This is a genomic window from Dactylosporangium sp. NPDC000244, assembly GCF_040300725.1.
Lineage (GTDB): Bacteria > Actinomycetota > Actinomycetes > Mycobacteriales > Micromonosporaceae > Dactylosporangium.
Genome location: NZ_JBEPEH010000076.1, coordinates 11,950 through 32,798, shown reverse-complemented (window position 1 = coordinate 32,798; position 20,849 = coordinate 11,950). Strand labels below are relative to the sequence as shown.

Annotated in this window: 20 protein-coding genes and 1 pseudogene; 16 read left to right on the top strand and 5 right to left on the bottom strand. The window is 73.3% G+C overall.

Annotation, left to right across the window (positions count from 1 at the left end):
• The first annotated feature begins 249 nt into the window (after window positions 1-249).
• From uraD to alc, 10 genes are all read left to right on the top strand, one after another.
• Window positions 250-744 (top strand): 2-oxo-4-hydroxy-4-carboxy-5-ureidoimidazoline decarboxylase, encoded by a 495-nt coding sequence (uraD, locus tag ABT369_RS55845; RefSeq protein WP_350626560.1) that lies wholly within the window; start codon window positions 250-252, stop codon window positions 742-744.
• Window positions 745-826: 82 nt separating this feature from the next.
• Window positions 827-1,129 (top strand): hydroxyisourate hydrolase, encoded by a 303-nt coding sequence (gene uraH / locus ABT369_RS55840; RefSeq protein WP_350626558.1) that lies wholly within the window; start codon window positions 827-829, stop codon window positions 1,127-1,129.
• Between the two features lie 4 nt (window positions 1,130-1,133).
• A complete protein-coding gene (gene pucL / locus ABT369_RS55835) occupies window positions 1,134-1,991 on the top strand; it encodes a factor-independent urate hydroxylase (protein ID WP_350626556.1) in 858 nt (285 codons plus the stop codon).
• 94 nt (window positions 1,992-2,085) lie between these two features.
• Window positions 2,086-2,937, top strand: coding sequence for an FAD binding domain-containing protein (locus ABT369_RS55830; RefSeq protein WP_350626554.1), 852 nt, complete (start codon window positions 2,086-2,088; stop codon window positions 2,935-2,937).
• Window positions 2,928-3,386 carry a (2Fe-2S)-binding protein gene (locus ABT369_RS55825; protein ID WP_350626552.1) on the top strand — a complete coding sequence of 153 codons (459 nt, stop codon included), beginning with the start codon at window positions 2,928-2,930 and terminating at the stop codon, window positions 3,384-3,386. Before ABT369_RS55830 ends, ABT369_RS55825 begins: the two co-directional genes overlap by 10 nt.
• Window positions 3,383-4,720: an 8-oxoguanine deaminase gene (locus ABT369_RS55820; RefSeq protein WP_350626550.1), complete on the top strand. Its 1,338-nt coding sequence runs from the start codon at window positions 3,383-3,385 to the stop codon at window positions 4,718-4,720. Before ABT369_RS55825 ends, ABT369_RS55820 begins: the two co-directional genes overlap by 4 nt.
• Window positions 4,717-6,930 carry a molybdopterin cofactor-binding domain-containing protein gene (locus ABT369_RS55815; protein ID WP_350626548.1) on the top strand — a complete coding sequence of 738 codons (2,214 nt, stop codon included), beginning with the start codon at window positions 4,717-4,719 and terminating at the stop codon, window positions 6,928-6,930. Before ABT369_RS55820 ends, ABT369_RS55815 begins: the two co-directional genes overlap by 4 nt.
• 1 nt (window position 6,931) lies before the next feature.
• On the top strand, window positions 6,932-8,098 hold the full coding sequence (locus ABT369_RS55810; protein ID WP_350626546.1) for a DUF6986 family protein: 1,167 nt from the start codon (window positions 6,932-6,934) through the stop codon (window positions 8,096-8,098).
• The gene (gene allB / locus ABT369_RS55805; RefSeq protein ID WP_350626544.1) at window positions 8,095-9,399 is read left to right on the top strand and encodes an allantoinase AllB; all 1,305 of its coding nucleotides are present in this window, start codon (window positions 8,095-8,097) and stop codon (window positions 9,397-9,399) included. The genes ABT369_RS55810 and allB overlap by 4 nt, the downstream gene beginning before the upstream one ends.
• A complete protein-coding gene (gene alc, locus ABT369_RS55800) occupies window positions 9,396-10,352 on the top strand; it encodes an allantoicase (RefSeq protein WP_350626542.1) in 957 nt (318 codons plus the stop codon). Before allB ends, alc begins: the two co-directional genes overlap by 4 nt.
• Window positions 10,353-10,357: 5 nt before the next feature.
• On the opposite strand, the gene ABT369_RS55795 is transcribed toward alc, so the two are convergent.
• Window positions 10,358-10,855 carry a GNAT family N-acetyltransferase gene (locus ABT369_RS55795; protein WP_350626540.1) on the bottom strand — a complete coding sequence of 166 codons (498 nt, stop codon included), beginning with the start codon at window positions 10,853-10,855 and terminating at the stop codon, window positions 10,358-10,360.
• A 103-nt stretch (window positions 10,856-10,958) separates the two neighbouring features.
• Here ABT369_RS55795 and ABT369_RS55790 point away from each other — a divergent pair, with 103 nt between their 5' ends.
• The gene (locus tag ABT369_RS55790; protein WP_350626538.1) at window positions 10,959-11,480 is read left to right on the top strand and encodes a type 1 glutamine amidotransferase domain-containing protein; all 522 of its coding nucleotides are present in this window, start codon (window positions 10,959-10,961) and stop codon (window positions 11,478-11,480) included.
• A gap of 173 nt (window positions 11,481-11,653) precedes the next feature.
• On the opposite strand, the gene ABT369_RS55785 is transcribed toward ABT369_RS55790, so the two are convergent.
• Window positions 11,654-12,487: a Sir2 family NAD-dependent protein deacetylase gene (locus ABT369_RS55785; RefSeq protein WP_350626569.1), complete on the bottom strand. Its 834-nt coding sequence runs from the start codon at window positions 12,485-12,487 to the stop codon at window positions 11,654-11,656.
• Between the two features lie 22 nt (window positions 12,488-12,509).
• Complete coding sequence (locus ABT369_RS55780; protein WP_350626536.1) at window positions 12,510-13,274, bottom strand: phytanoyl-CoA dioxygenase family protein; 765 nt, start codon at window positions 13,272-13,274, stop codon at window positions 12,510-12,512.
• Between the two features lie 89 nt (window positions 13,275-13,363).
• Between ABT369_RS55780 and secA2 the strand changes: the two genes are divergently transcribed.
• Window positions 13,364-15,691, top strand: coding sequence for an accessory Sec system translocase SecA2 (gene secA2 / locus ABT369_RS55775; protein WP_350626534.1), 2,328 nt, complete (start codon window positions 13,364-13,366; stop codon window positions 15,689-15,691).
• 167 nt (window positions 15,692-15,858) lie between these two features.
• Here secA2 and ABT369_RS55770 read toward each other — a convergent pair whose 3' ends face one another.
• Window positions 15,859-16,599 (bottom strand): 3-keto-5-aminohexanoate cleavage protein, encoded by a 741-nt coding sequence (locus ABT369_RS55770; protein WP_350626566.1) that lies wholly within the window; start codon window positions 16,597-16,599, stop codon window positions 15,859-15,861.
• 627 nt (window positions 16,600-17,226) lie between these two features.
• On the opposite strand from ABT369_RS55770, the pseudogene ABT369_RS58115 reads away from it, so the two are divergent.
• Window positions 17,227-17,346: pseudogene (locus ABT369_RS58115) on the top strand (IS110 family transposase); the annotation flags it as partial.
• A gap of 252 nt (window positions 17,347-17,598) precedes the next feature.
• On the opposite strand, the gene ABT369_RS55765 reads toward ABT369_RS58115, so the two are convergent.
• A complete protein-coding gene (locus ABT369_RS55765; protein ID WP_350626532.1) occupies window positions 17,599-17,892 on the bottom strand; it encodes a DUF3040 domain-containing protein in 294 nt (97 codons plus the stop codon).
• Between the two features lie 282 nt (window positions 17,893-18,174).
• Between ABT369_RS55765 and ABT369_RS55760 the strand changes: the two genes are divergently transcribed.
• The 3 genes from ABT369_RS55760 to ABT369_RS55750 are packed head-to-tail and all read left to right on the top strand — an operon-like array spanning window position 18,175 to window position 20,848.
• Window positions 18,175-19,080: a hypothetical protein gene (locus ABT369_RS55760; RefSeq protein WP_350626530.1), complete on the top strand. Its 906-nt coding sequence runs from the start codon at window positions 18,175-18,177 to the stop codon at window positions 19,078-19,080.
• Window positions 19,081-19,120: 40 nt separating this feature from the next.
• Window positions 19,121-20,398, top strand: a complete 1,278-nt coding sequence (locus ABT369_RS55755) for an AI-2E family transporter (protein WP_350626528.1) — start codon at window positions 19,121-19,123, stop codon at window positions 20,396-20,398.
• A 12-nt stretch (window positions 20,399-20,410) separates the two neighbouring features.
• Complete coding sequence (locus ABT369_RS55750; RefSeq protein ID WP_350626526.1) at window positions 20,411-20,848, top strand: nitroreductase family deazaflavin-dependent oxidoreductase; 438 nt, start codon at window positions 20,411-20,413, stop codon at window positions 20,846-20,848.
• The last annotated feature ends 1 nt before the right edge of the window (window position 20,849 follow it).

Here is a 20,849-nt window from a genome sequence, read left to right as displayed (position 1 = left end):
GGCGGGGCCGCGGCCGGGGGCCGGCGGTGGCGGGGCCGCGGCCGGGGGCCGGCGGTGGCGGGGCCGCGACCAGGAGCCGACGGTCCGGGACCTGGTGGCGCATCCGGGACCCCGTGACACGGTCGGCGGCGAAAAACGGGGATGTTTCCGAACCGGGCACCGGACAAAACGCGGATACTGGACATGATCGCGAAGGTCTGGACATGAAACATCCCCGGAGTACTGTCCCGGGGATAGGAGAGGGGTGCCATGCTCGACCGGTTCAACGGCCTCGCGCCCGAGGCCGCCGAGGAGGCCCTGCTCGCCTGCTGCGCGTCGCCGGGCTGGGCTGCCCGGGTGGTCTCGCGGCGGCCGTATCAGACGCCCGCCGACCTGGTCGTGGCGGGTGTGACAGCATTCGATGAGCTCGGCTGGGCGGATCTGCAACGAGTCCTCGACGCGCATCCGCGCATCGGCCGGCGACCTTCCGGCGACGGTACCGAAGCCGCCTGGTCCCGTCGCGAGCAGTCCGGCGTCGAGGGCGCCGACGACGAGCTGGCCGAGGTCAACGAGGCCTACGAGCGCCGCTTCGGCCACCTGTTTCTGATCTTCGCCAGCGGCAAGTCGGCCGACGAGGTGCTCGCGGCGGCCCGTGGCCGGATGCGCAACGACGACGACACCGAGCAGGTCGTGGTCCGCGGCGAGCTCCGCAAGATCGTCGAGCTGCGGCTGGAGCGCCTGGCGGAGGAAGCCGAGGCCGCATGAGCAGACCGCAGCGAAGCGCGCGAAATCGGGGCGAAGCCGGAGTGCAAGCCGAAGCCGGGTCCAGAGCCGGGGCCGGGGTCGCATGAGCCTGTCCACGCACGTGCTGGACACGGCCCGCGGCATCCCGGCCGCGGGGGTGCCGGTCCGGCTCGAAACGGCCGAGCGGATCTTCGTCGGTGACGGGTTCACCGACGGCGACGGCCGCCTGCGCTGGGACGACGTCGGCACGGGCCGCTACCGGCTGATCATCGACACCGCGGCCTACCTCGGCCCCGACGCCTTCTTCCCCGAGGTGTCGATCGTGTTCACCATCGCCGACGCCCGCCATCACCACGTCCCGCTGCTGCTGAGCCCGTTCGGATACTCCACCTACCGAGGGAGCTGAGCAGGTGCCGACCTTCGAGCTGGGCCCCAACCAGTACGGCAAGGCCGAGACGCGCCTGGTGCGCGTCGAGCGCGCCGCGGACGGGGATCGCATCACCGACCTCAACGTGAGCGTCGCCCTGCGCGGCGACCTCGCGGCCAGCCACCTGACCGGCGACAACGCGGCCGTCCTGCCCACCGACACGCAGAAGAACACGGTCTACGCCTTCGCCCGCGAGTTCGGGATCGCGAGCATCGAGGCGTTCGCGGCCCGGCTCGCCGAGCACTTCGTGGCCACCCAGCCGACGATTCACGAGGCCAGGGTCACGATTCAGCAGTACCCCTGGCAGAGCCTCGACGCCAAGCACGCCTTCCGCCGCGACGGGAGCGAGATCCGCACCGCCACCGTCCACCATGGACACTACGGGACCCGGGTCGTCTCCGGCATCACCGGGCTCGTGCTGCTGAAGACCACGGACTCGGAGTTCCACGGGTACCTCAAGGACCGCTACACCACCCTGCCCGAGACCCGCGACCGGATCCTCGCCACGTCGGTGGACGCGACCTGGCGCACCGCCGAGGGGTTCACGGATCCCGGGCCCGCGAGAGCGGCTCTGGTCGAGGCGTTCGCCGACACCTACAGCCTCGCCCTGCAACAGACCCTGTTCTCGATGGGCTCGCGGGTGCTGCAAAGCTGCCCGGACGTGGTCGAGGTGAAGCTCTCGCTGCCCAACCGGCATCACTTCCTCGTCGACCTGGCGCCATTCGGGCTCGACAACCCCAACGAGGTCTACTACGCGGCCGACCGGCCCTACGGGCTCATCGAGGGCGTCGTGCGCCGCGACGGGGTCGCGATCCCGGAGGAGGTCGTGTGGACTTTCTGAGCCCGTCCACCGGCGGGGTCGCGATCCCGGAGGAGGTCGTGTGGACTTTTCTGAGCCCGTCCACCGGCGGGGTCGCGATCCCCGAGGAGGTCGTGTGGACTTTCTGAGCCCGTCCACCTGGGACGAGGCCCTCGCGGCCAAGGCCGAGCACCCCGACGCGGTGCCGATCGCGGGCGGCACCGACGTGATGGTCGAGCTGAACTTCGACCGCCGCCGCCCGCAAGCGCTGCTGGACCTGACCCGGGTCCGGGAGCTCGCGGAGTGGGCCGCGGACGGTGACGTGCTGCGGGTCGGGGCCGGGGTGACGTATCGCCGCATCATCGACGAGCTCGGCAACCGCCTGCCCGGCCTGGCCCTCGCGGCCCGCACGGTCGGCTCCCCGCAGATCCGCAACCGCGGCACGGTCGGCGGCAACCTCGGCTCCGCCTCCCCGGCCGGCGACGCCCACCCGCCGCTGCTCGCGTGCGGGGCCGAGATCGAGGTCGCCTCGGTGCGCGGCGCCCGGCGCATCCCGGCGGGCGAGTTCTTCGCCGGCCCGAAGCGCAGCGCCCTGGCCCCGGACGAGCTGATCGCCGCGTTCCGGATCCCGCCCGCGGCCGGCCCGCAGCAGTTCGCCAAGGTCGGCACACGCAACGCGATGGTGATCGCGGTGTGCTCGTTCGCGCTGGCCCTGGACCCGGTGCGCCGGTCCGCGGGCACCGGGATCGGCTCGGCCGGCCCGACCCCGCTGCGGGCCGCCGAGGCGGAGTCGTTCGCGGCCGAGCTGCCGTGGGAGTCGCGCGAGCCGCTGCCGGAGCCGGTGGTGGCGCGCTTCGGCGAGCTCGTCGCGGCCGCGGCGCGCCCGATCGACGATGTGCGGGGCAGCGCCGCCTACCGCCGCCACGCTCTCGCCGTCCTCGGTGGACGGACGCTGCGGTGGGCGTGGGAGGAGTACCGATGCGGCTGAACCTGTCCGTGAACGGCGAGGAACGCACCGCCGACGACGTCTGGGAAGGGGAGAGCCTGCTCTACGTGCTGCGGGAACGGCTCGGCCTGCCCGGCGCCAAGAACGCGTGCGAGCAGGGCGAGTGCGGCTCCTGCACGGTGTATCTCGACGGCACCCCGGTCTGCGCCTGCCTGGTCGCCGCCGGCCAGGCCGCGGGGCGCGCGGTGCGCACCGTCGAGGGGCTGGCCGGGCCCGGCGCGCTGCACCCGATCCAGCAGGCGTTCCTGACCGCCGGCGCCGTGCAGTGCGGCTTCTGCACGCCCGGGCTCATCGTGGCCGTGCACGACCTGCTGGAGCGCAATCCGGAGCCCAGTGACCCGGACATCCGCGAGGCCCTCGCCGGGAACCTGTGCCGCTGCACGGGCTACGAGCACATCGTCGCCGCGGTGAAGCTGGCGGCCCGCCGATGATCGTCATCGAGGGGTGCGCGGTCGCGACCGTCGACGCCGCCGGCACCGAGCACGCCGACGGGCACATCGTCGTCGCGGGCGACCGGATCGTGGCGGTCGGCGCCGGGCCCTACACCGGCGACGAGAGCGTCACGCGGGTCGACGGCCGCGGCTGCCTGGCCACCCCGGGGCTGGTCAACACCCACCACCACCTCTACCAGTGGGCCACCCGCGGCTACGCCCAGCAGGAGATCCTGTTCGGCTGGCTCCAGGAGCTGTACCCGGTCTGGGCCCGCATCGACGAGAGCACCGTGCACGCCGCGGCCTCCGCAGGGCTGGCCCAGCTGGCGCTCACCGGGTGCACGACGAGCACCGACCACCACTACGTGTTCCCGCGCGGCGGCGGCGACCTGCTCGCGGCCGAGATCGACGCGGCCGCCGCCGTGGGGCTGCGCTTCCACCCGTGCCGCGGCTCGATGGACCTCTCCGAGAAGGACGGCGGGCTGCCCCCGGACTCCGTCGTGGAGGACACCGACGCCGCGCTCATCGCGACCAGGGACGCGATCGACCGGTTCCACGACCCCTCGCCGGGCGCCATGGTGCGCATCGCGGTCGCGCCGTGCAGCCCGTTCTCCGTCACCCCGCGGCTCATGCGGGAGGCGGCCGAGCTGGCCCGGTCCGAGGGCGTGCGGCTGCACACCCACCTCGCCGAGACGGTGGAGGAGGAGGCGTACTGCCGCGAGGTCCACGGCTGCACGCCGGTCGAGTACGCCGAGCGCCTCGGCTGGCTCGGCGACGACGTCTGGCTCGCCCACGCCGTGCACCTCGACGCGTCCGCGATCGCCCGGCTCGGCGCGACCGGCACCGGCGTCGCCCACTGCCCGAGCTCCAACGGCCGCCTCGGCGCCGGGATCGCCCCGGTCCGCGACCTGCTCGACGCCCGGGTCCCGGTCGGCCTCGGGGTCGACGGCGCCGCCTCGCAGGAGGCCGGGGAGCTCGGCGCGGAGCTGCGCCAGGCGCTCTACCTCGCCCGGCTGCGCGGCGGCCCCGCCGCCCTGACCGCGCGGGAGTCCCTGGCCCTGGGCACCATCGGCGGGGCCCGCTGCCTCGGCCGCGCCGACGAGCTCGGCTCGCTGGAGCCCGGCAAGCTCGCCGACATCGCGCTGTGGCGCCTCGACGGCCTCGGCCACGCCGGCATCGAGGACCCGGTCGCCGCGCTCGTGTTCGGCCCGGCCGCCCCGCTGCGCCTGCTGCTCGTCGGCGGCCGCGCGGTGGTCCAGGACGGCTCGCTGTCCACTGTGGACGTCGAACGGGTCGCCGCCGATCTGGCGCGGGCAGCGAGGAGGCTGCGATGACGACCTCGGTGGCAACGGCCGGCGGCATCGGCACCTCGCCGGTGCGGCCCGACGGCACGCTCAAGGTGACCGGGGAGTTCGCGTTCTCCTCCGACCTGTGGGCCGACCGGATGCTGTGGGGCGCGACCCTGCGCAGCCCGCACCCGCGGGCCCGGATCGTGTCCGTCGACCTGACCGAGGCCCTGCGGCTGCCCGGCGTGCACGCCGTGCTCACCGCCGAGGACGTGCCCGGGGCCAAGCACTACGGCCTGGAGCACCGCGACCAGCCGGTGCTCGCGATCGGGCAGGTCCGCTACGCCGGCGAGCCGGTCGCGATCGTCGCCGCCGACCACCCCGAGACCGCCCGGCGGGCCGCGGCGCGCATCGGCGTCGAGTACGAGGTGCTGGCGCCCGTCGTGGACAGCGAGGCCGCCCTCGACCCGGCCTGCGCGCCGGTGCACGAGTCCGGCAACCTGCTGCGGCACGTGCCGATCCGCAAGGGCCCGCAGGACGTCGTCGCGCCCGTCGTGGTCACCGGCGAGTACGAGGTCGGCATGCAGGACCAGGCGTTCCTCGGCCCCGAGTCCGGGCTCGCGATCCCGGCCGAGGACGGCGGCGTCGACCTGTTCATCGCGACCCAGTGGCTGCACGGCGACCTCGCCCAGGTGGCCGACTGCCTCGGCCTGCCGCCGGAGAAGGTGCGGCTCAGCCTGGCCGGGGTCGGCGGCGCGTTCGGCGGCCGCGAGGACGTCTCCATGCAGGTGCACGCGTGCATGCTGGCGCTGCGCACCGGGCGGCCGGTGAAGATGGTGTACTCCCGCGAGGAGTCCTTCTTCGGCCACGTGCACCGCCACCCAGCCCGGCTGCGGTACGAGCACGGCGCCGACGAGACCGGCCGGCTGCTCTACGTGCGGGCCCGGATCGTGCTCGACGGCGGCGCGTACGCGTCCACCTCCATGGCCGTCGTCGCCAACGCCACCACGCTCGGCATCGGCCCCTACCGGGTGCCGAGCGTCACCGTGGACGGCTACGCGGTCTACACCAACAACCCGCCGTGCGGCGCGATGCGCGGCTTCGGCGCCGTGCAGGCCTGCTTCGCCTACGAGTCGCAGATGGACAGGCTCGCCGCCGCGCTCGGGCTCGACCCGGTGGAGCTGCGCGCCCGCAACGCCCTCGAGCCCGGCGACACCATGCCCACCGGCCAGGTCGTCACCGGGCCCGCGCCCGTCGCCGAGCTCCTGCGCCGGGTCCGCGACCTGCCGCTGCCCGCGCCCGGCACCGGCGACCCCCGCGAGTTCCCCGGCGGCGTCGCCAACACCACGCGCGGCGAGGGGGTGCGGCGGGGCGTCGGCTACGGCGTCGGCATCAAGAACGTCGGCTTCTCCGAGGGCTTCGACGACTACTCCACCGCCCGGGTGCGGCTCGAGCTCGTCGGCGGCGAGCCGGCCGCGGTCGTGCACACCGCGGCCGCCGAGGTCGGCCAGGGCCTGGTGACGGTCATGGCGCAGATCGTGCGGACCGAGCTCGGGGTGCGGCGGGTGACGGTGGCCACCGCGGACACCACGATCGGCAGCGCCGGGTCCTCGTCGGCGTCGCGGCAGACCTACGTCACCGGCGGCGCGGTCAAGGCCGCCTGCGAGGCCGTGCGCCGCGAGATCGAGCGCCGCACCGGCCGGGACGCCGACCTCGCCACCGATCTCGTCACCGTCCTCGGCGACGGGCCGATCGAGGAGACCGTCGAGTGGCGGCACAAGCCCACGTTCCCGATCGACCCGCGCACCGGGCAGGGGGACGCGCACGTGCAGTACGCGTTCGCCGCCCACCGGGCCACCGTGGACGTCGACGTGGAGCTCGGGCTGGTGCGCGTGGTCGAGATCGCCACCGCGCAGGACGTCGGGCGGGCGCTGCACCCGCAGTCGGTGCGCGGCCAGATCGCCGGCGGCACCGCCCAGGGGCTCGGGCTCGCGGTGATGGAGGAGATCCAGGTGGTCGACGGGCGCATCCGCAACCCGTCGTTCACGGACTATCTGATTCCGACCATTCTGGATGTACCGCCGATGCTCATCGACGTGCTCGAGCTGGGCGATCCCGAGGCGCCGTACGGGCTGCGCGGCGTCGGCGAGCCCCCGACCATCTCGTCCACCCCGGCGATCGTCGCCGCGATCCGCGCCGCCACCGGCCTGCCGCTCAAGCGGGTGCCGGTCCGGCCCGAGCACCTGACGGGGACGTGAGATGGCGCTGTCGGAGCGGGACCTCGAGGAGCTGCGGGCGCGGGCCGAACACCTGGACCGCCTGCGGCTGCCCGGCCAGGTGGCGGACACGGCGGTCGTCCGGCAGCCGGTGCACACCGTCTACGTGCCCGCCGACCGCTTCTCGGCCGCGACCGTGGGGCAGTGGGCGGACGAGGCCCGGTGCCTGGTCCGCGACCACGGGCGCCCGCCGTTCCCGGACGAGATCGTGGAGCTGGTGCTGGGCAAGCTCGTCACCGAGCCGATCGAGGACCTGCGGGTCGACTTCGAGGACGGGTACGGCCGCCGCGGCGACGACGAGGAGGACGCCCACGCGACCGCGGCGGGCGCCGCCCTGCGCACGAGCCCGCCGGCCTTCTTCGGGCTGCGGTGCAAGAGCCTGGAGCCGGATACGGTACTGCGGGCGGCCCGCACGCTCGACGTCTTCCTCGCCGCGCTCGGCCCGCCGCCGGACGGCTTCGTCATCACGTTGCCGAAGGCCACCTCGGCCGCCCACGCCGACGCCGCCGTGTTGCTGTGCCGGCAGCTCGAGCACGCGCACGGCCTCGCCGAGGGCTCCCTGCGCTTCGAGCTGCAGGTCGAGACCCCGCAGGCGATCCTCGGCGCCGACGGCCGCAGCCCGCTGCCGGAGATGATCGTCCGCTCGCACGGGCGGCTCACCGGCCTGCACTACGGCACCTACGACTACAGCACCGCGCTGGGCGTCGCCCCGGCGTACCAGAGCCTCGAGCACCCGGTCGCCGACCACGCCAAGGCCGTCATGCAGGCGGCGGCGGCCGGCACCGGGGTCAGCGTCGCCGACGGCTCCACGAACGTCATCCCGGCCGGCGGCACCGAGGAGGTGCACCGCGCCTGGGCCCTGCACGCCCGGCTCGTGCGCCGCAGCCTCGAGCGCGGCATCTACCAGGGCTGGGACCTGCACCCCGGGCACCTGGTGACCCGCTGGGGGACCACGTTCGAGTTCTTCCGCGACGGCGTCGGCGAGGCGAGCCGGCGCCTCGGGCACTACCTGGGCCGCCGCACGCGGGGCCACCTCGACGAGCCGGCGACGGCCCGGGCCATGGCCCGGTTCCTGCTGCGCGGCCTGCACTGCGGCGCGCTGCGACCCGGCGACGTGCGCCATCCCCGCGAGGTGCTGGAGGCCCTGTGACGTTCTCGCTGCGCTCCCGCCAGGTCTACCTGCCCGGCGGCCCCCGCGCCGCCACCGTGACCGTCCACGACGGACGGATCGCCGCGGTCGGCGACTACACCGCGGACGTCGACGGCCCGGTCACCGACCTGGAGGGCCTGTCGCTGCTGCCCGGCCTCGTCGACACCCACGTGCACGTCAACGAGCCCGGCCGCACCGAGTGGGAGGGCTTCGCCACCGCGACCCGCGCGGCCGCGGCCGGCGGCGTCACCACCATCGTCGACATGCCGCTGAACTCGCTGCCGCCGACCACCACGGTCGCGGCCCTGCGCGAGAAGCAGGCCGCGGCCCGGGGCCAGTGCCACGTCGACGTGGGCTTCTGGGGCGGGGCGGTGCCCGGCAACGCCGCCGACCTCGTCCCGCTGCACGAGGCCGGCGTCTTCGGCTTCAAGAGCTTCCTCGTCGACTCCGGCGTGCCCGAGTTCCCGCCGCTGGACCCCGCCGGGCTGGCCGAGGCCTTCGCCGCCGTCGACGCGCTGTTCATCGTGCACGCCGAGGACCCGGCCCGGCTGCACGACGCCCGCCCGTCGCGCGCCTACGCCGACTTCCTCGCGTCCCGCCCGGCCGCGGCCGAGGTCTCCGCGGTCGACACCGCGCTGGAGACGGCGCGGGCGACCGGCCGCCGCGTCCACATCCTGCACCTGTCCGCCGCCGACGCGCTCGGGTCCCTGCGCCGGGCCCGCGGCGGCGGCGTGCGCGCCACCGCCGAGACCTGCCCGCACTACCTGACCCTGGACGCCGCCGCGGTCCCGGACGGCGCGACGGAGTTCAAGTGCTGCCCGCCGATCCGCGACGCGGGCAACCAGGACCGGCTCTGGGGCGGCCTCGCCGACGGCACCATCTCGCTCGTCGTGTCCGACCACTCGCCGTCGACCCCGCAGCTCAAGCGCCGCGACTCCGGCGACTTCGCCGCGGCCTGGGGCGGGATCGCGTCGCTGCAGCTGGGCCTGCCCGCGGTGTGGACGGCCGCCCGCGAGCGCGGCTTCACCCTCGCCGACGTGGTGCGGTGGATGGCCGCCGGCCCGGCCGAGCTGGTGGGCCTGCGCCGCAAGGGCCGCATCGAGCCGGGGGCCGACGCCGACCTGGTCGCCTTCGACCCGGAGGCGGTCTTCACGGTGGACCCGGCGGCCCTGCACCATCGGCACCCGGTCACCCCGTACGCCGCCCGCGAGCTGACCGGCGCGGTGCGCACGACCTGGCTGCGGGGCGAGCCGATCGGCGAGACTGCCAAGGGCCGTTTCCTGCTGCGGGAGGACGCATGACCTTCACCGACCTGACCGACCTCGCCTCGCGGGTCCTCGGCGGGGGCGTGGTGGCCGCGAACGACGAGTTCTTCGCGGCCATGGACAACCTCGTCAACCCCGAGCCGTCCGAGCACGAGACGTGGACGTACGGGCCCAAGGGCAAGGTGTACGACGGCTGGGAGACCCGCCGGCGTCGCTCGCCCGGCCACGACTGGGCGATCGTCCGGCTCGGGGCACCGGGGCGGATCCACGGCGTGGTGGTCGACACCGCGCACTTCACCGGCAACTACCCGCCGCACGTCTCCGTCGAGGCCGCCGAGCTGCCGGGCCACCCGTCCCCGGCCGAGCTGGCCGAGGCCGCGTGGACCGGGATCGTCGCGCAGTCCCCGGTGAAGGGCGACAACCGCAACCATTTCCCGGTCGCCGACCCGGCCCGCTACACCCACGTGCGCCTGAACATCTTCCCGGACGGCGGCGTCGCCCGGCTGCGCGTGCACGGCGACGCGGTGCCCGACCCGGCCCTGCTGCACGGGCTGACCGCGAACCTGGCCGCGATGGAGCTGGGCGCGGTCGTGGCCGGGTGCAGCGACATGTTCTACGGCTCGCCGGGCAACCTGCTGCTGCCGGACCGGCCGCGGCAGATGAGCGAGGGCTGGGAGACCGCGCGGCGCCGCGAGCCCGGCAACGAATGGGTGCTGGTCCGCCTGGCCGCCAGGGGCCGCATCCGCCTCGTGGAGCTGGACACCACCCACTTCAAGGGCAACGCCCCCGGCGAGGCCTCGCTGCGGGCGACGGCCGACCCGGCGGACGGGTCCGGGTGGTTCGACCTGCTGCCGCGCACGCCCACGCAGCCGGACACCCGCCACTTCTTCCGGCTGGACTCCGACCGGCCGGCGACCCACGTGCGGCTGGACATCTACCCGGACGGCGGGATGTCCCGGCTGCGGCTGTGGGGCGAGACCGGCGCCTGAGCGCGTCAGCGGGGCAGGATCAGCTCCATCGAGGTCTTGGTCTCGCGCCGGAAGCCCATCCGCTCGTACATGGGCAGGCCGTCGCGGGAGGCGAACAGGCGCACCGCCGGCACCGCGCGGGCCTCGAACCAGGCCAGCAGCGCGTCCAGGCACGCGGTGGAGAGGCCCCGGCGGCGGTACGGCTCGTGGGTGGCCACGTTGAAGATGTAGCCGACGAGGCCGCCGGGGTTGCCGGGCGAGGCGAGGCGCTCCTCGATCGTGCCCACCGCGCACGCGGCCAGGCCCGGCCCGTCCGGTCGGTCGACCACGAACGCGGCCAGGGTGGCGGCGGGGTCCGGGACCGGCAGGTGGCGGCGCAGCGTGGCCGCGGAGTGCCGGGACCACTCGCCGGGCGGGGCGGGCTCGCCGTGCATGTCCTCGAGCATCACGATCCGCAGCCGGACGAGCTCCTCGGTGTCGGTGGCGACGGCGCGTCGTGCGATGGGCTCCACGGCTGGCTTCACGGCTGGCTTCACAGCTGGTAAGCCTCGGATACCCGTGATGGGCGCGCAACGCCGATATCGGCCGCATCAGGTTGGACGGCCTCCCGGCGGGTACCGGATCGGCATGGATGTCGCGTTTCTGGTTTCCAAGGAAGGTATCGAGCAGGCCGAGCTGACCGAGCCCTGGAAGGCGGTCGAGCACGCGGGCCACACGCCGCGGCTGATCTCGCCCGAGCCCGGACGGGTGCGCGGCTACCACCACCTCGACCCGGCCGACTCGTTCGACGTGGACGTAACCGCGGCCGACGCGCGGCCGGGCGACTTCGCGGCCCTCGTCCTGCCCGGCGGGGTGGCCAACGGCGACCTGCTGCGCTGGCAGCCGACGGCGGTCGAGTTCGTCCGCGGCTTCGCGGCCCTGGGGCGCCCGATTGCGGTCATCTGCCACGGCGGCTGGATCCTGATCGAGGCCGACACGGTCCGCGGCAAGCGCATCACCTCGTGGCCGTCGCTGCGGACCGACTACCGCAACGCCGGGGCGACCTGGGTGGACGAGGAGCTCGTGGTGGACGGGAACCTCATCAGCAGCCGCAAGCCCGCCGACCTGCCCGCCTTCTGCCAGGCACTGGTCGAGCAGGTGGACCGCTGACCGCTTCGGGCGCCGCGCTGGCAGCGGCGGCCGCCGGGGGAATCACAAGCCGGGTGGGTGACCGGCCGCGGACCTGGCAGCGTCGGCGCGCAGCGCCGAGCGGTGTCTGGCGGGAGCGACGGTCGCCACCACGGCGGACCCGAGTCATGCCCTGCCGGACCCCCGACCGCCGGTCAGGTGCGCAGGTCCCAGGCGACCCTCGACAGGATGGCGCCCAGGGGCGCGTCGAGCAGCAGCGAGGCGTGCACGTCACCGCGTGTCGGGCCCTGGTTGACGATGGCGACGGGCAGGCCGAGCTTGGCCGCGCGCACCACGAACCGGCGGCCCGACATGACGGTGAGCGACGAGCCGAGCACCACCAGCGCGGCGGAGCGCTCCACGAGGTCGAAGCAGGTTTGTACCCGCGGCGGCGGCACGCTCTCCCCGAAGAACACGACGTCGGGCTTGAGCATCCCGCCGCAGCCCGTGCAGTCCACGACCGCGAAGCCGGCCGCCTGCTCGTCGGTGAGGTCCACGTCGCCGTCGGGGTTGATGCCGCCCGCGACCGCGTCGAAGCCGGCGTTGGCCGCGCCCAGCCGGTCGTCGAGCTCGCCGCGCCCGGACAGCTCGCCGCAGTCGAGGCAGACCACCCGGTCGAGGGCGCCGTGCAGCTCCACGACGCCGTCCGCGCCGCCGGCCTGGTGCAGGCCGTCGACGTTCTGCGTGATGACGCCGGTGAGCAGGCCCAGCCCCTGCAGCCGCCCGACGGCGTGGTGCCCGGCGTTGGGGGCGGCCCGCGCGATGGTGCGCCAGCCGAGGTGGCTGCGGGCCCAGTACCGCCGGCGCGCGATCGGGTCGCGGGTGAAGGTCTGGTAGGTCATCGGCTGGGCGTTGCGCCGCATCCCGCTCGGCCCCCGGTAGTCGGGGATGCCCGACTCCGTCGACAGGCCGGCCCCGCTGAGCACGAGCACGCCGCCCTTGCCGACGAGCGCGCTCAGGGCCGCGACTGACTGTTCCACGGCACCAATACTGCCTCGCCTCGGGCCGCGCTCAGCTCAAGGCCGCCCGGATCGTCTCCGCGACCGGGCCCTCGGCGGGATACGGCCCCACCGGCTCCAGCGGCGGCTGGCCCAGGAACCGCGGCCGGTCGCCGTGGTGCGGCTGGGCGGCGTGGACGAGGAACGGGTGGCAGAGGAACACGTCGCCGGCCCGTCCCGTCGCGAGCACCTGGTCGCGGTGGGCGGACACGGCGTCGATCCGCGGCCCGAGATCCATGATCGACGCGCCGTCCTCCCCGAACGGGGCCAGCAGCGGCGGGATGTCCATGTGCGAGCCGACCCGGACCCGCGTCGGGGCGTTGCGCTCGTCGACGTCGGTGAACAGGAACAGCAGCAGCAGCGCCCGCCCGCGCGAGCGCACGTCGGCCCAGAACTCCGAGCGGCCCGGCGGCGAGAAGCTGCCCTCGATGTGCCAGCCGGCGTCGTCGGGCTCCTCCGGGTGCGGGAAGCGCAGCGGGAACGACCCGATCGAGGCGCGCGGGCGCCACCGGCCCGGGCCGACGAGCGCGTCGAAGGCGTCGGTCAGCACCGGCTGGTTGGCCGCCGCCCGGAACGGCTCCTGGGCCATGCCGCCGACCCAGTACACCGGTTTCGTCCACGTCGTGGGGTCGCCGGGCTCGGCGTCGATCTGGGCCCAGAGCAGTTCGGCGCACTGTTCCACCACGTCCGGGGGTACCGCCGCCTCGATCTTGACGAACCCGTCCCGCTTGAACCGCTCGACGCCGGCGTTGTCCATGCCGACCATCGTGCCGCGCACGCGGAAAGTTTCAACCGGTTTCGACCGGTCCTGAGATAGGGCGTGATGGGGCGCACAGTGGCCGCCGTGGGCGACGTATCGTGTTCGGCATGGGTTTGGTGAGCAAATTCAACGCGTGGCGCCGCAAGCTGCAGGAGCAGCCGGGCACCACGATCGACCTCGAACCGATGCGCGCCCTGCTGCCGGAGATCGAGAAGCGCGAGGCCGAGCTGTCCGAGCTCACCGACGACGATCTCCGTGCCGCCGCCAAGGCACTGCACCAGCGGGAAGACCCCCAGGACTTCGTCGAGGCGTGCGCGCTGGGCCGGGAGGCGGCCAAGCGGGCCCTGGACGAGCGGCCGTATGACGTGCAGCTGCTCGGCGCCCAGGTGCTGCTCGCCGGGCACGTCGTCGAGATGGCCACCGGTGAGGGCAAGACGCTGACCGCCGCGATCGCCGCCGCCGGCTACGCCGCGCAGGGCCCGGTCCACGTGATCACGGTCAACGACTACCTGGCCCGCCGCGACGCCGAGTGGATGCGGCCGGTCTACGAGCTGCTCGACCTGACCGTCGGGTGGGTCAACGAGTCCTCCACGCCGGACGAGCGCCGCACGGCCTACGCGCAGGACATCACCTACGTCTCGGTCAGCGAGGCGGGCTTCGACCTGCTGCGCGACTCGATCGTGACGAACACCGCCGACCGGGTGCACCGGGAGTTCGCGACGGTCATCGTGGACGAGGCGGACTCGATCCTCATCGACGAGGCCCGGGTGCCGCTGGTGCTGGCCGGCTCCACCATCGCCGGCGAGGACCAGCCGATCGCGATCGCCGAGATCGTCGGCGGGCTGCACCGCGACCGGGACTACGAGGTCGTCGACGAGGGCCGCACCGCCCACCTGAGCACGCAGGGCCTGGCGAAGGTCGAGTCCGCCCTGGACATCGACCTTTATGCCGAGGAGAACGTCGACACGCTGACCGCGGTCAACCTGGCGCTGCACGCCGAGGCGCTGCTGGTCCGCGACGTCGACTACATCGTGCGCGAGGAGCGGGTCGAGCTCATCGACGAGTTCCGCGGCCGGGTGGCGCAGCGGCGCCGCTGGCCCGACGGGCTGCAGGCCGCGGTCGAGGCCAAGGAGAAGATCCGCTCCAGCGGTGGCGGCACGGTGCTGCAGACCATCACGGTGCAGGCGTTCCTGACGCAGTACAAGCGGATCTGCGGCATGACGGGCACGGCCATGCCGGTCGGTGACCAGCTGCGGGAGTTCTACAAGCTCGAGGTCGCGGTCATCCCGCCGCACCTGCCCAACGTCCGCAAGGACTGGCCCGACCGCGTCTACGCCTCCGCCGAGGAGCGCGACATCGCCGTGGTCGCCGAGATCGTCGCGATGCACGCCACCGGCCGCCCGGTGCTCATCGGCACGCTGAGCGTGGCCGAGTCCGAGCGGCTGGCCGCCACCCTCGCCGAGGAGGGCGTGGAGTGCGTGGTCCTCAACGCGAAGAATGACGAGTCGGAGGCCGGGATCGTGGCCGAGGCCGGCTCGGTGAGCGCGGTGACGGTCTCGACGCAGATGACCGGCCGCGGCGTCGACATCCGCCTCGGCGGCAGCGACGAGAAGGAGCGCGAGCGGGTCGCCGACCTCGGTGGGCTGTTCGTGATCGGCACGGCCCGCAACGACTCGCGCCGCATCGACGACCAGCTCCGCGGCCGGGCCGGCCGGCAGGGCGACCCGGGCGAGTCGATGTTCTTCGTCTCGCTCGAGGACGAGCTCGTCGAGCGGTACGGTCCCGAGCCCATGCCCATGGGCCGCGCCGACGCCGAGGGCGCCATCGAGGACGAGGACGTGCGGTGGGCCATCGGCTCCGCCCAGCGGGTCGCCGAGACGGTGAACCTCGAGATCCATCGCAACACCTGGCGGTACAACTACCTGCTCGACCAGCACCGCCAGCTGCACGGCAAGCGGCGCGAGGAGCTGCTCACCACCGACGCGGCGGGCGAGCTGCTCGCGGAGCGGGCGCCGGACAAGTACAACGAGCTCGCCGAGGACCTGGGCGAGGAGACGCTGCTGCGCATCGCGCGCCAGATCGCCCTGTTCCACGCCGACCAGGCGTGGTCGGAGCACCTGGCCGACATGAGCGAGCTGCGGGAGGGCATCCACCTGCGGGTGCTCGGCTCGCAGGACCCGCTGGACGAGTTCCACCGCGAGGCGATCCCGGCGTTCCGCGGCCTGCTGGCCGAGATCGACAACCGCACGGTCTCCGAGTTCGAGGAGCTGGAGATCGAGGGGCCGGACTGGGAGCCGGAGAACGCGGGCCTGGTGCGGCCGAGCGCCACCTGGACCTACGTGGTGAGCGACAACCCGTTCGGCTCCGAGATGGAGCGGTTCTTCGCCGGGATGGTGAAGCTGTTCCGCAGTGGCAAGGGCGTCAAGAAGAGCTAGCTGCCCCGATTCGGATCACGGCCGCCGCGCTCGCGGCGGCCGTTTCCGTGTCCGGCCGGCCGGCGTCGGCGGTCCGTGGCTGACCGGAGCTGTTGTGGGCCGACGTCTACGCCACCGTCGCCCTGCTCGTGCCCGGCTCCGGCCGCGGTCCGACGGCCGCGGGCGCGCTATGAACCCGATCGGGCCGATGACCAGACCGACAGCGCGAGCCGTACCAGCGCCGCGTTGTCAGCCACGGGCGCCCCGTCCGGACCGGTGAGGGTGTCCTCGAGCCCGATCCGCGTCGGCAGCCCGAGCCGCCCCGCCAGCTCGACCATCGGCCAGCACAGCGGACCCTCGCCGTGCAGCAGCCGCTCGCCGGCCACCCCGACCTCGTCGAGCCGCGCGAGAATCGCCTCGGCGTCCACGCCCGGCCCCATGATTTCGACGAGCACCCGGGGCACCCCGCCCGCGATCGACAGCGCCCCGGCGTCCTCGAGCGTCCACACGCCGGCCTCGACCGCGACGCCGAGCTCGCCCAGCGTGGCGGCGAGCGCGGTGAACCCGGGCTCGGAGACGTTGACGGAGGCGAAATCCGGGCACTCGTACCGCGACAGCCCCACCCACCCCGCGACCGCCTCCTGCTGCGCGGCGACGTCCCGCCCCGTGATCCACAGCCCCGTGGTGACCCCGACCGGCGTGTCCGGGCAGGTCCGGCGCACGGCCGCGACCGCCGCGCCCACGTCGGCCGCCGCCAGCGACTCCGCACCGGCGTCGTCGCGCGGATGCAGGTGCACGGCCTCGGCTCCGGCCGCGACCGCGCGCTGCGCGGCGTCGGCGAGCTCGGCGGGGGAGCAGGGCAGGCCCGGGTGCTCGCCGGGCGCCCGGCCACCGTTGAGCGCCGCCTTGAGCCTGGCGATCGGAGGCATCACCGGACCACTGTCCCGCCTGGCCCCGCCCGGGGCAAGATCGACACGCCCGGATTTCGCCCATTCGGGACGGATCGCCCGGCAGGCGAAAAGTCCGATACCGGCGGCCGTCAATCGGACGGGCGCACGGCTCGCTGCGTCCCGGTCGCTTTCCGGATCATGCCCTGTTGCCGGGTGGTGAAATGCTTTTGCGTGGTGTGCTCGGGTGGTGGAGCGGGCCGGTAGAATTGCGCAATCGTCGCCTTTGGGAATCGCGGCGACCGGTATTGTGGCGGGGCTGGAATGGGCTTGGATGGGGGTAACTTCTGCGGGGCTCCGTGTGGGTGCCGCGGGGTCGTGGATGCGGCGCAGCTTCTCCGCATGCCGTCTCACCAGCCCCCAGTCGCGCCGCCGCTGCGCTTCCTTCCGGAACTCGTCCTTCCCCGGCCACCAATTCCTGGCCTTCGTGCGATCGCGCACAGCAGCCAATTCCCGCGAGCCGAACAACTGCATCTGCCCCATGCCGAGAATTATCCAAGAATGCGACCGAAACCACGGTCCTCGGCCACGCGGGCGCGCATATGACGAACATATTGGCTGCCGACAGCCGACGCCATTCAGGCGTTTCCTGCCTCGGGTTCGCTTGCCCTGCCTGGAGTGGCGATGCGCCGCATCGCGGATTTGCGCTCCGGCGCGGCGAGGACCGATGCCCGCGACGCCTACGTCATCGCCGGGGCCGTCCCGACACTGCCCCGCCCGCGTCGCCGGCGACCGCGACATCCTGCGCCGACGTGACCAGATCGCCGCCGATCGAGGGGATGCTTGATGCGCACCATCTTGCCCGGGGCCGCGGCCCGCATCCTGCTCGAAGTCGGCGACGGCACGACCTTCGCGCCACCCCGGGTCACCCCGCCACTGCGACACATCCATCCGTGCCGAACTCCGGAGCAGGAGAGGCCGGGTCGTGATACGACGGTTCCCCGGCGCCTGGCGGGGCCGGGGAACGCGATGGGGGCAGTCCTAGAGTTCGGTGTCTATCAGGGGGGCCACAGGCTCGGGCTGCGCCGACCGGTAGGTCCAGACGCCGCCCGCGACGCCGAGGGCGCAGATCGCCAGCACTGTCCCGAAGACGCTGCCGGCGGCCAGGCCGATGATGGCGCCGACGATCGCGGCGATGGCGATGATCACCGAGGTCACCCGGCGGGGCGTGATCCGGCGAGTCATGGCCCGGTTGAATCCATTGACGAAGCGCGCGTCGCTGCGCAACGCGGCTTCGATGTCTGCGAGCCGCTTCTGCTCGCTCTCGCTGAGCATGACGCCCAACCTCCTCCGACGGGCCTGCCCGGTGCGCGACGTGTACCCGCTCCGATCGATCGTCACACACAAAGCCCCGCCATGGGTCGGCCAGTTGGCGCCAAGTGGGATTTCGCTGGTCAGCGCCGCGGCGATACGCGGCTTTTGCCGGAAAATGCGACCTGCGAAAGATGTGCGCGTGTGCCATTCTCGACGGCGAATGACGCGAGGGGTTCACGCGGAAGGGCGCGTGAACTTTGCGAGGCAAGTTAGCCGTGCGGCCGCATGGGGGAGGATAGGGACGTGGACCCGAGCAGGCAGTGGCAGCAGCCCGACCAGAGCGGCGGCTACCCGCCCCAGCAGCCCTATGGCCAGCCCCAGCCGCAGTATCCGCCGCAGCCGCCGCAGCCCCAGCCGCAATACCCCCAGTATCAGCAGCCCCAGCCGCAGTACCCCCAGTACCAGCCGCCGCAGCAACCCCAGCCGCCGCAGCAGCAGCCCGCCCAGCCGTATTCCGCCGTGCCGTACGCGTCCCAGCAGTACAGCGCGCCCCCGGCGTACCAGCAGCCACCGGCGTACCAGACCTCCGCCCCGCCCATGCCGGGCGGAGACGGCTCCGGGCGCCGCAGCAAGTTCTTCGCCGCGCTCATCATCAGCTCGGTGCTGCTCGTGGTCGTCGTGGTCGCCATCGTCGTGGTCTCGCTCAACCGCAAGCCCGACAGCCCCACGACCCCGCAGGCGGGCTCCTCGCAGACCGGCCCGATCGACAAGTGCCTGGTCGGCAAGTGGAAGCAGACGTCGTACCAGAAGGTCGTCGACCTCACCGGCACGGACACCGCCAAGCGCGGGAACCTGACCACGGTCAAGATGAGCGGCGGCGGCAAGATCTGGGAGATCAAGGACGACGGCAACGCCATCGAGGACGACACCACCACGTCCTACAGCGGCAAGACCGACGACGGGCGGACCGTCACCGCGACCTGGGCCGGGCGCACCGAGTGGAAGATGACCACCAAGGACGGCGTGATCTCCTACGCGGGCGGCGAGGCGACCACGGTCGTCACGATCAGTGTCGACGGCACCGAGGCCGGCAAGATCCAGCTCGAGCCCAACCTGGACCCGACGAACTACACGTGCAACGGCGACATCTGGCGCACGTCGAGCAAGGACAACCCCGACGACTTCTCCCGGTACGACCGCCAGAAGTAATGCCCGGTTGATCCCACCTCGATAGGGGTACTGCCGTGGCATGGCGCAGTGGATAACCCAGGTCGGTGAGCGTGCCCGGACGCGGCTGAGCGCGGCGCGTTCCGTGCCGCCCTTCGCCGGTCCGGTGGAGGTGCGGCCCGCGTCCACTGTGGAGGACGGCATCCCCCGCGGCATCAAGGTCGCGGGGGCCTGGGCCTGGCGGATCGTGCTGTTCATCCTGGCCGCGTACCTGCTCCTGAAGGTCATCGCCGCGCTGCGCCTGATGGTCATCCCGGTCGCCGTGGCGATCCTGATCGCTGCGCTGCTCGAGCCCGTGGCCGGCTGGCTGCGCCGGCGCGGGCTGCATCGCTCGCTGGCCGCCGCGATCGTGCTCGTCGGTGGCCTCATCGTGGTCTTCGGCGGCCTGGGCGTGATCATCTACACGTTCATCGCCCAGTTCAACAATCTCTCCGGCCGCGTGGGCGAGGGCCTGGGCGAGATCCAGCGCTGGCTCAACTCCGGGCCGCTGCACATCTCGGAGAAACAGCTCAACGACACGGTGAGCTCGCTGGAGAAGCAGTTCACGGCCAACCGGGGCGCGCTGACCTCCGGGGCCCTGAGCACCGCGACGACGCTCGGCGAGGTGGCCACCGGGTTCTTCCTGGTGCTGTTCACGCTGTTCTTCTTCCTGCGCGACGGCGGGCAGATCTTTGCGTTCCTGTGCCGGCTGCTGCCGCACCAGGCGCAGGTGCCCGTCGCGCGGGCCGGGCACTACTCCTGGTACACCCTGGTCTCCTATGTGCGGGCCACGGTGCTCGTCGCGTTCGTCGACGCGCTCGGCATCGGCATCGGCCTGGCCGTCCTGCGCATCCCGCTCGCGCTGCCGCTGGCCGCGCTCGTGTTCCTCGGCGCGTTCATCCCCGTCATCGGGGCCACGCTCTCCGGCACGGTCGCGGTGCTCGTCGCGCTCGTCACCAACGGGCCGGTCAGCGCGCTGCTCGTGCTCGGCGTCGTCATCGCCGTACAGCAGCTGGAAGGGCACGTCCTCCAGCCGCTGATCATGGGCCGGGCGGTCGCGCTGCACCCGCTCGCGGTGATCCTGGCGATCACGACGGGCGTGGTGGCGGCCGGGATCGTCGGCGGGCTCGTCGCGGTGCCGCTGCTCGCGGTGGGCAACACCGCCGTGCGGTACCTCGCCGAGCACCCCGACGGCGAGCCCACCGACGAGGGTGAGGAGCCGCCGGGGGTGGACGACACCGACGGCGAGGCCGACGAACCCGAACCCGAGTCCGAAACGGAGCCGGAGGGTAGCGTCGACGAGGAGATCAAGGATCAGTGAGGAGCATGCACCATGCCGTTGTCCGGTGAGTACGAGCCGAGCCCGTCCGAGTGGTCGCGCGATCAGGCCGAACTGTTCGAGCGCACCAACGGGGCGGAGGGCAACACGATGCAGGGCCGGCCCGTCATCGTCCTGACGACGCTCGGCGCCAAGTCGGGCAAGATCCGCAAGACCCCGCTCATGCGGGTGGAGCACGGCGGGGAGTACGCGGTCGTGGCCTCGCTGGGCGGCGCGCCGAAGCACCCGGTGTGGTACCACAACATCGTCGCCAACCCGCACGTCGAGCTGCAGGACGGGCCGGTCAAGCGCGACTACACGGCCCGCGAGGTCACCGGCGCGGAGAAGGAGCAGTGGTGGCAGCGGGCCACCGAGACCTGGCCGGCCTATGACGAGTACCAGCAGAAGACCGACCGGCAGATCCCCCTCTTCGTGCTCACGCCCCAGCAGTGAC

Bases quoted from the DNA above. Each gene is read 5' to 3' on its own strand.
- uraD (WP_350626560.1), top strand. From the start codon at position 250: ATGCTCGACCGGTTCAACGGCCTCGCGCCCGAGGCCGCCGAGGAGGCC.
- uraH (WP_350626558.1), top strand. From the start codon at position 827: ATGAGCCTGTCCACGCACGTGCTGGACACGGCCCGCGGCATCCCGGCC.
- ABT369_RS55825 (WP_350626552.1), top strand. From the start codon at position 2,928: ATGCGGCTGAACCTGTCCGTGAACGGCGAGGAACGCACCGCCGACGAC.
- ABT369_RS55820 (WP_350626550.1), top strand. From the start codon at position 3,383: ATGATCGTCATCGAGGGGTGCGCGGTCGCGACCGTCGACGCCGCCGGC.
- ABT369_RS55815 (WP_350626548.1), top strand. From the start codon at position 4,717: ATGACGACCTCGGTGGCAACGGCCGGCGGCATCGGCACCTCGCCGGTG.
- ABT369_RS55810 (WP_350626546.1), top strand. From the start codon at position 6,932: ATGGCGCTGTCGGAGCGGGACCTCGAGGAGCTGCGGGCGCGGGCCGAA.
- alc (WP_350626542.1), top strand. From the start codon at position 9,396: ATGACCTTCACCGACCTGACCGACCTCGCCTCGCGGGTCCTCGGCGGG.
- ABT369_RS55790 (WP_350626538.1), top strand. From the start codon at position 10,959: ATGGATGTCGCGTTTCTGGTTTCCAAGGAAGGTATCGAGCAGGCCGAG.
- secA2 (WP_350626534.1), top strand. From the start codon at position 13,364: ATGGGTTTGGTGAGCAAATTCAACGCGTGGCGCCGCAAGCTGCAGGAG.
- ABT369_RS55770 (WP_350626566.1), bottom strand. From the start codon at position 16,599: ATGCCTCCGATCGCCAGGCTCAAGGCGGCGCTCAACGGTGGCCGGGCG.
- ABT369_RS55765 (WP_350626532.1), bottom strand. From the start codon at position 17,892: ATGCTCAGCGAGAGCGAGCAGAAGCGGCTCGCAGACATCGAAGCCGCG.
- ABT369_RS55755 (WP_350626528.1), top strand. From the start codon at position 19,121: ATGGCGCAGTGGATAACCCAGGTCGGTGAGCGTGCCCGGACGCGGCTG.
- ABT369_RS55750 (WP_350626526.1), top strand. From the start codon at position 20,411: ATGCCGTTGTCCGGTGAGTACGAGCCGAGCCCGTCCGAGTGGTCGCGC.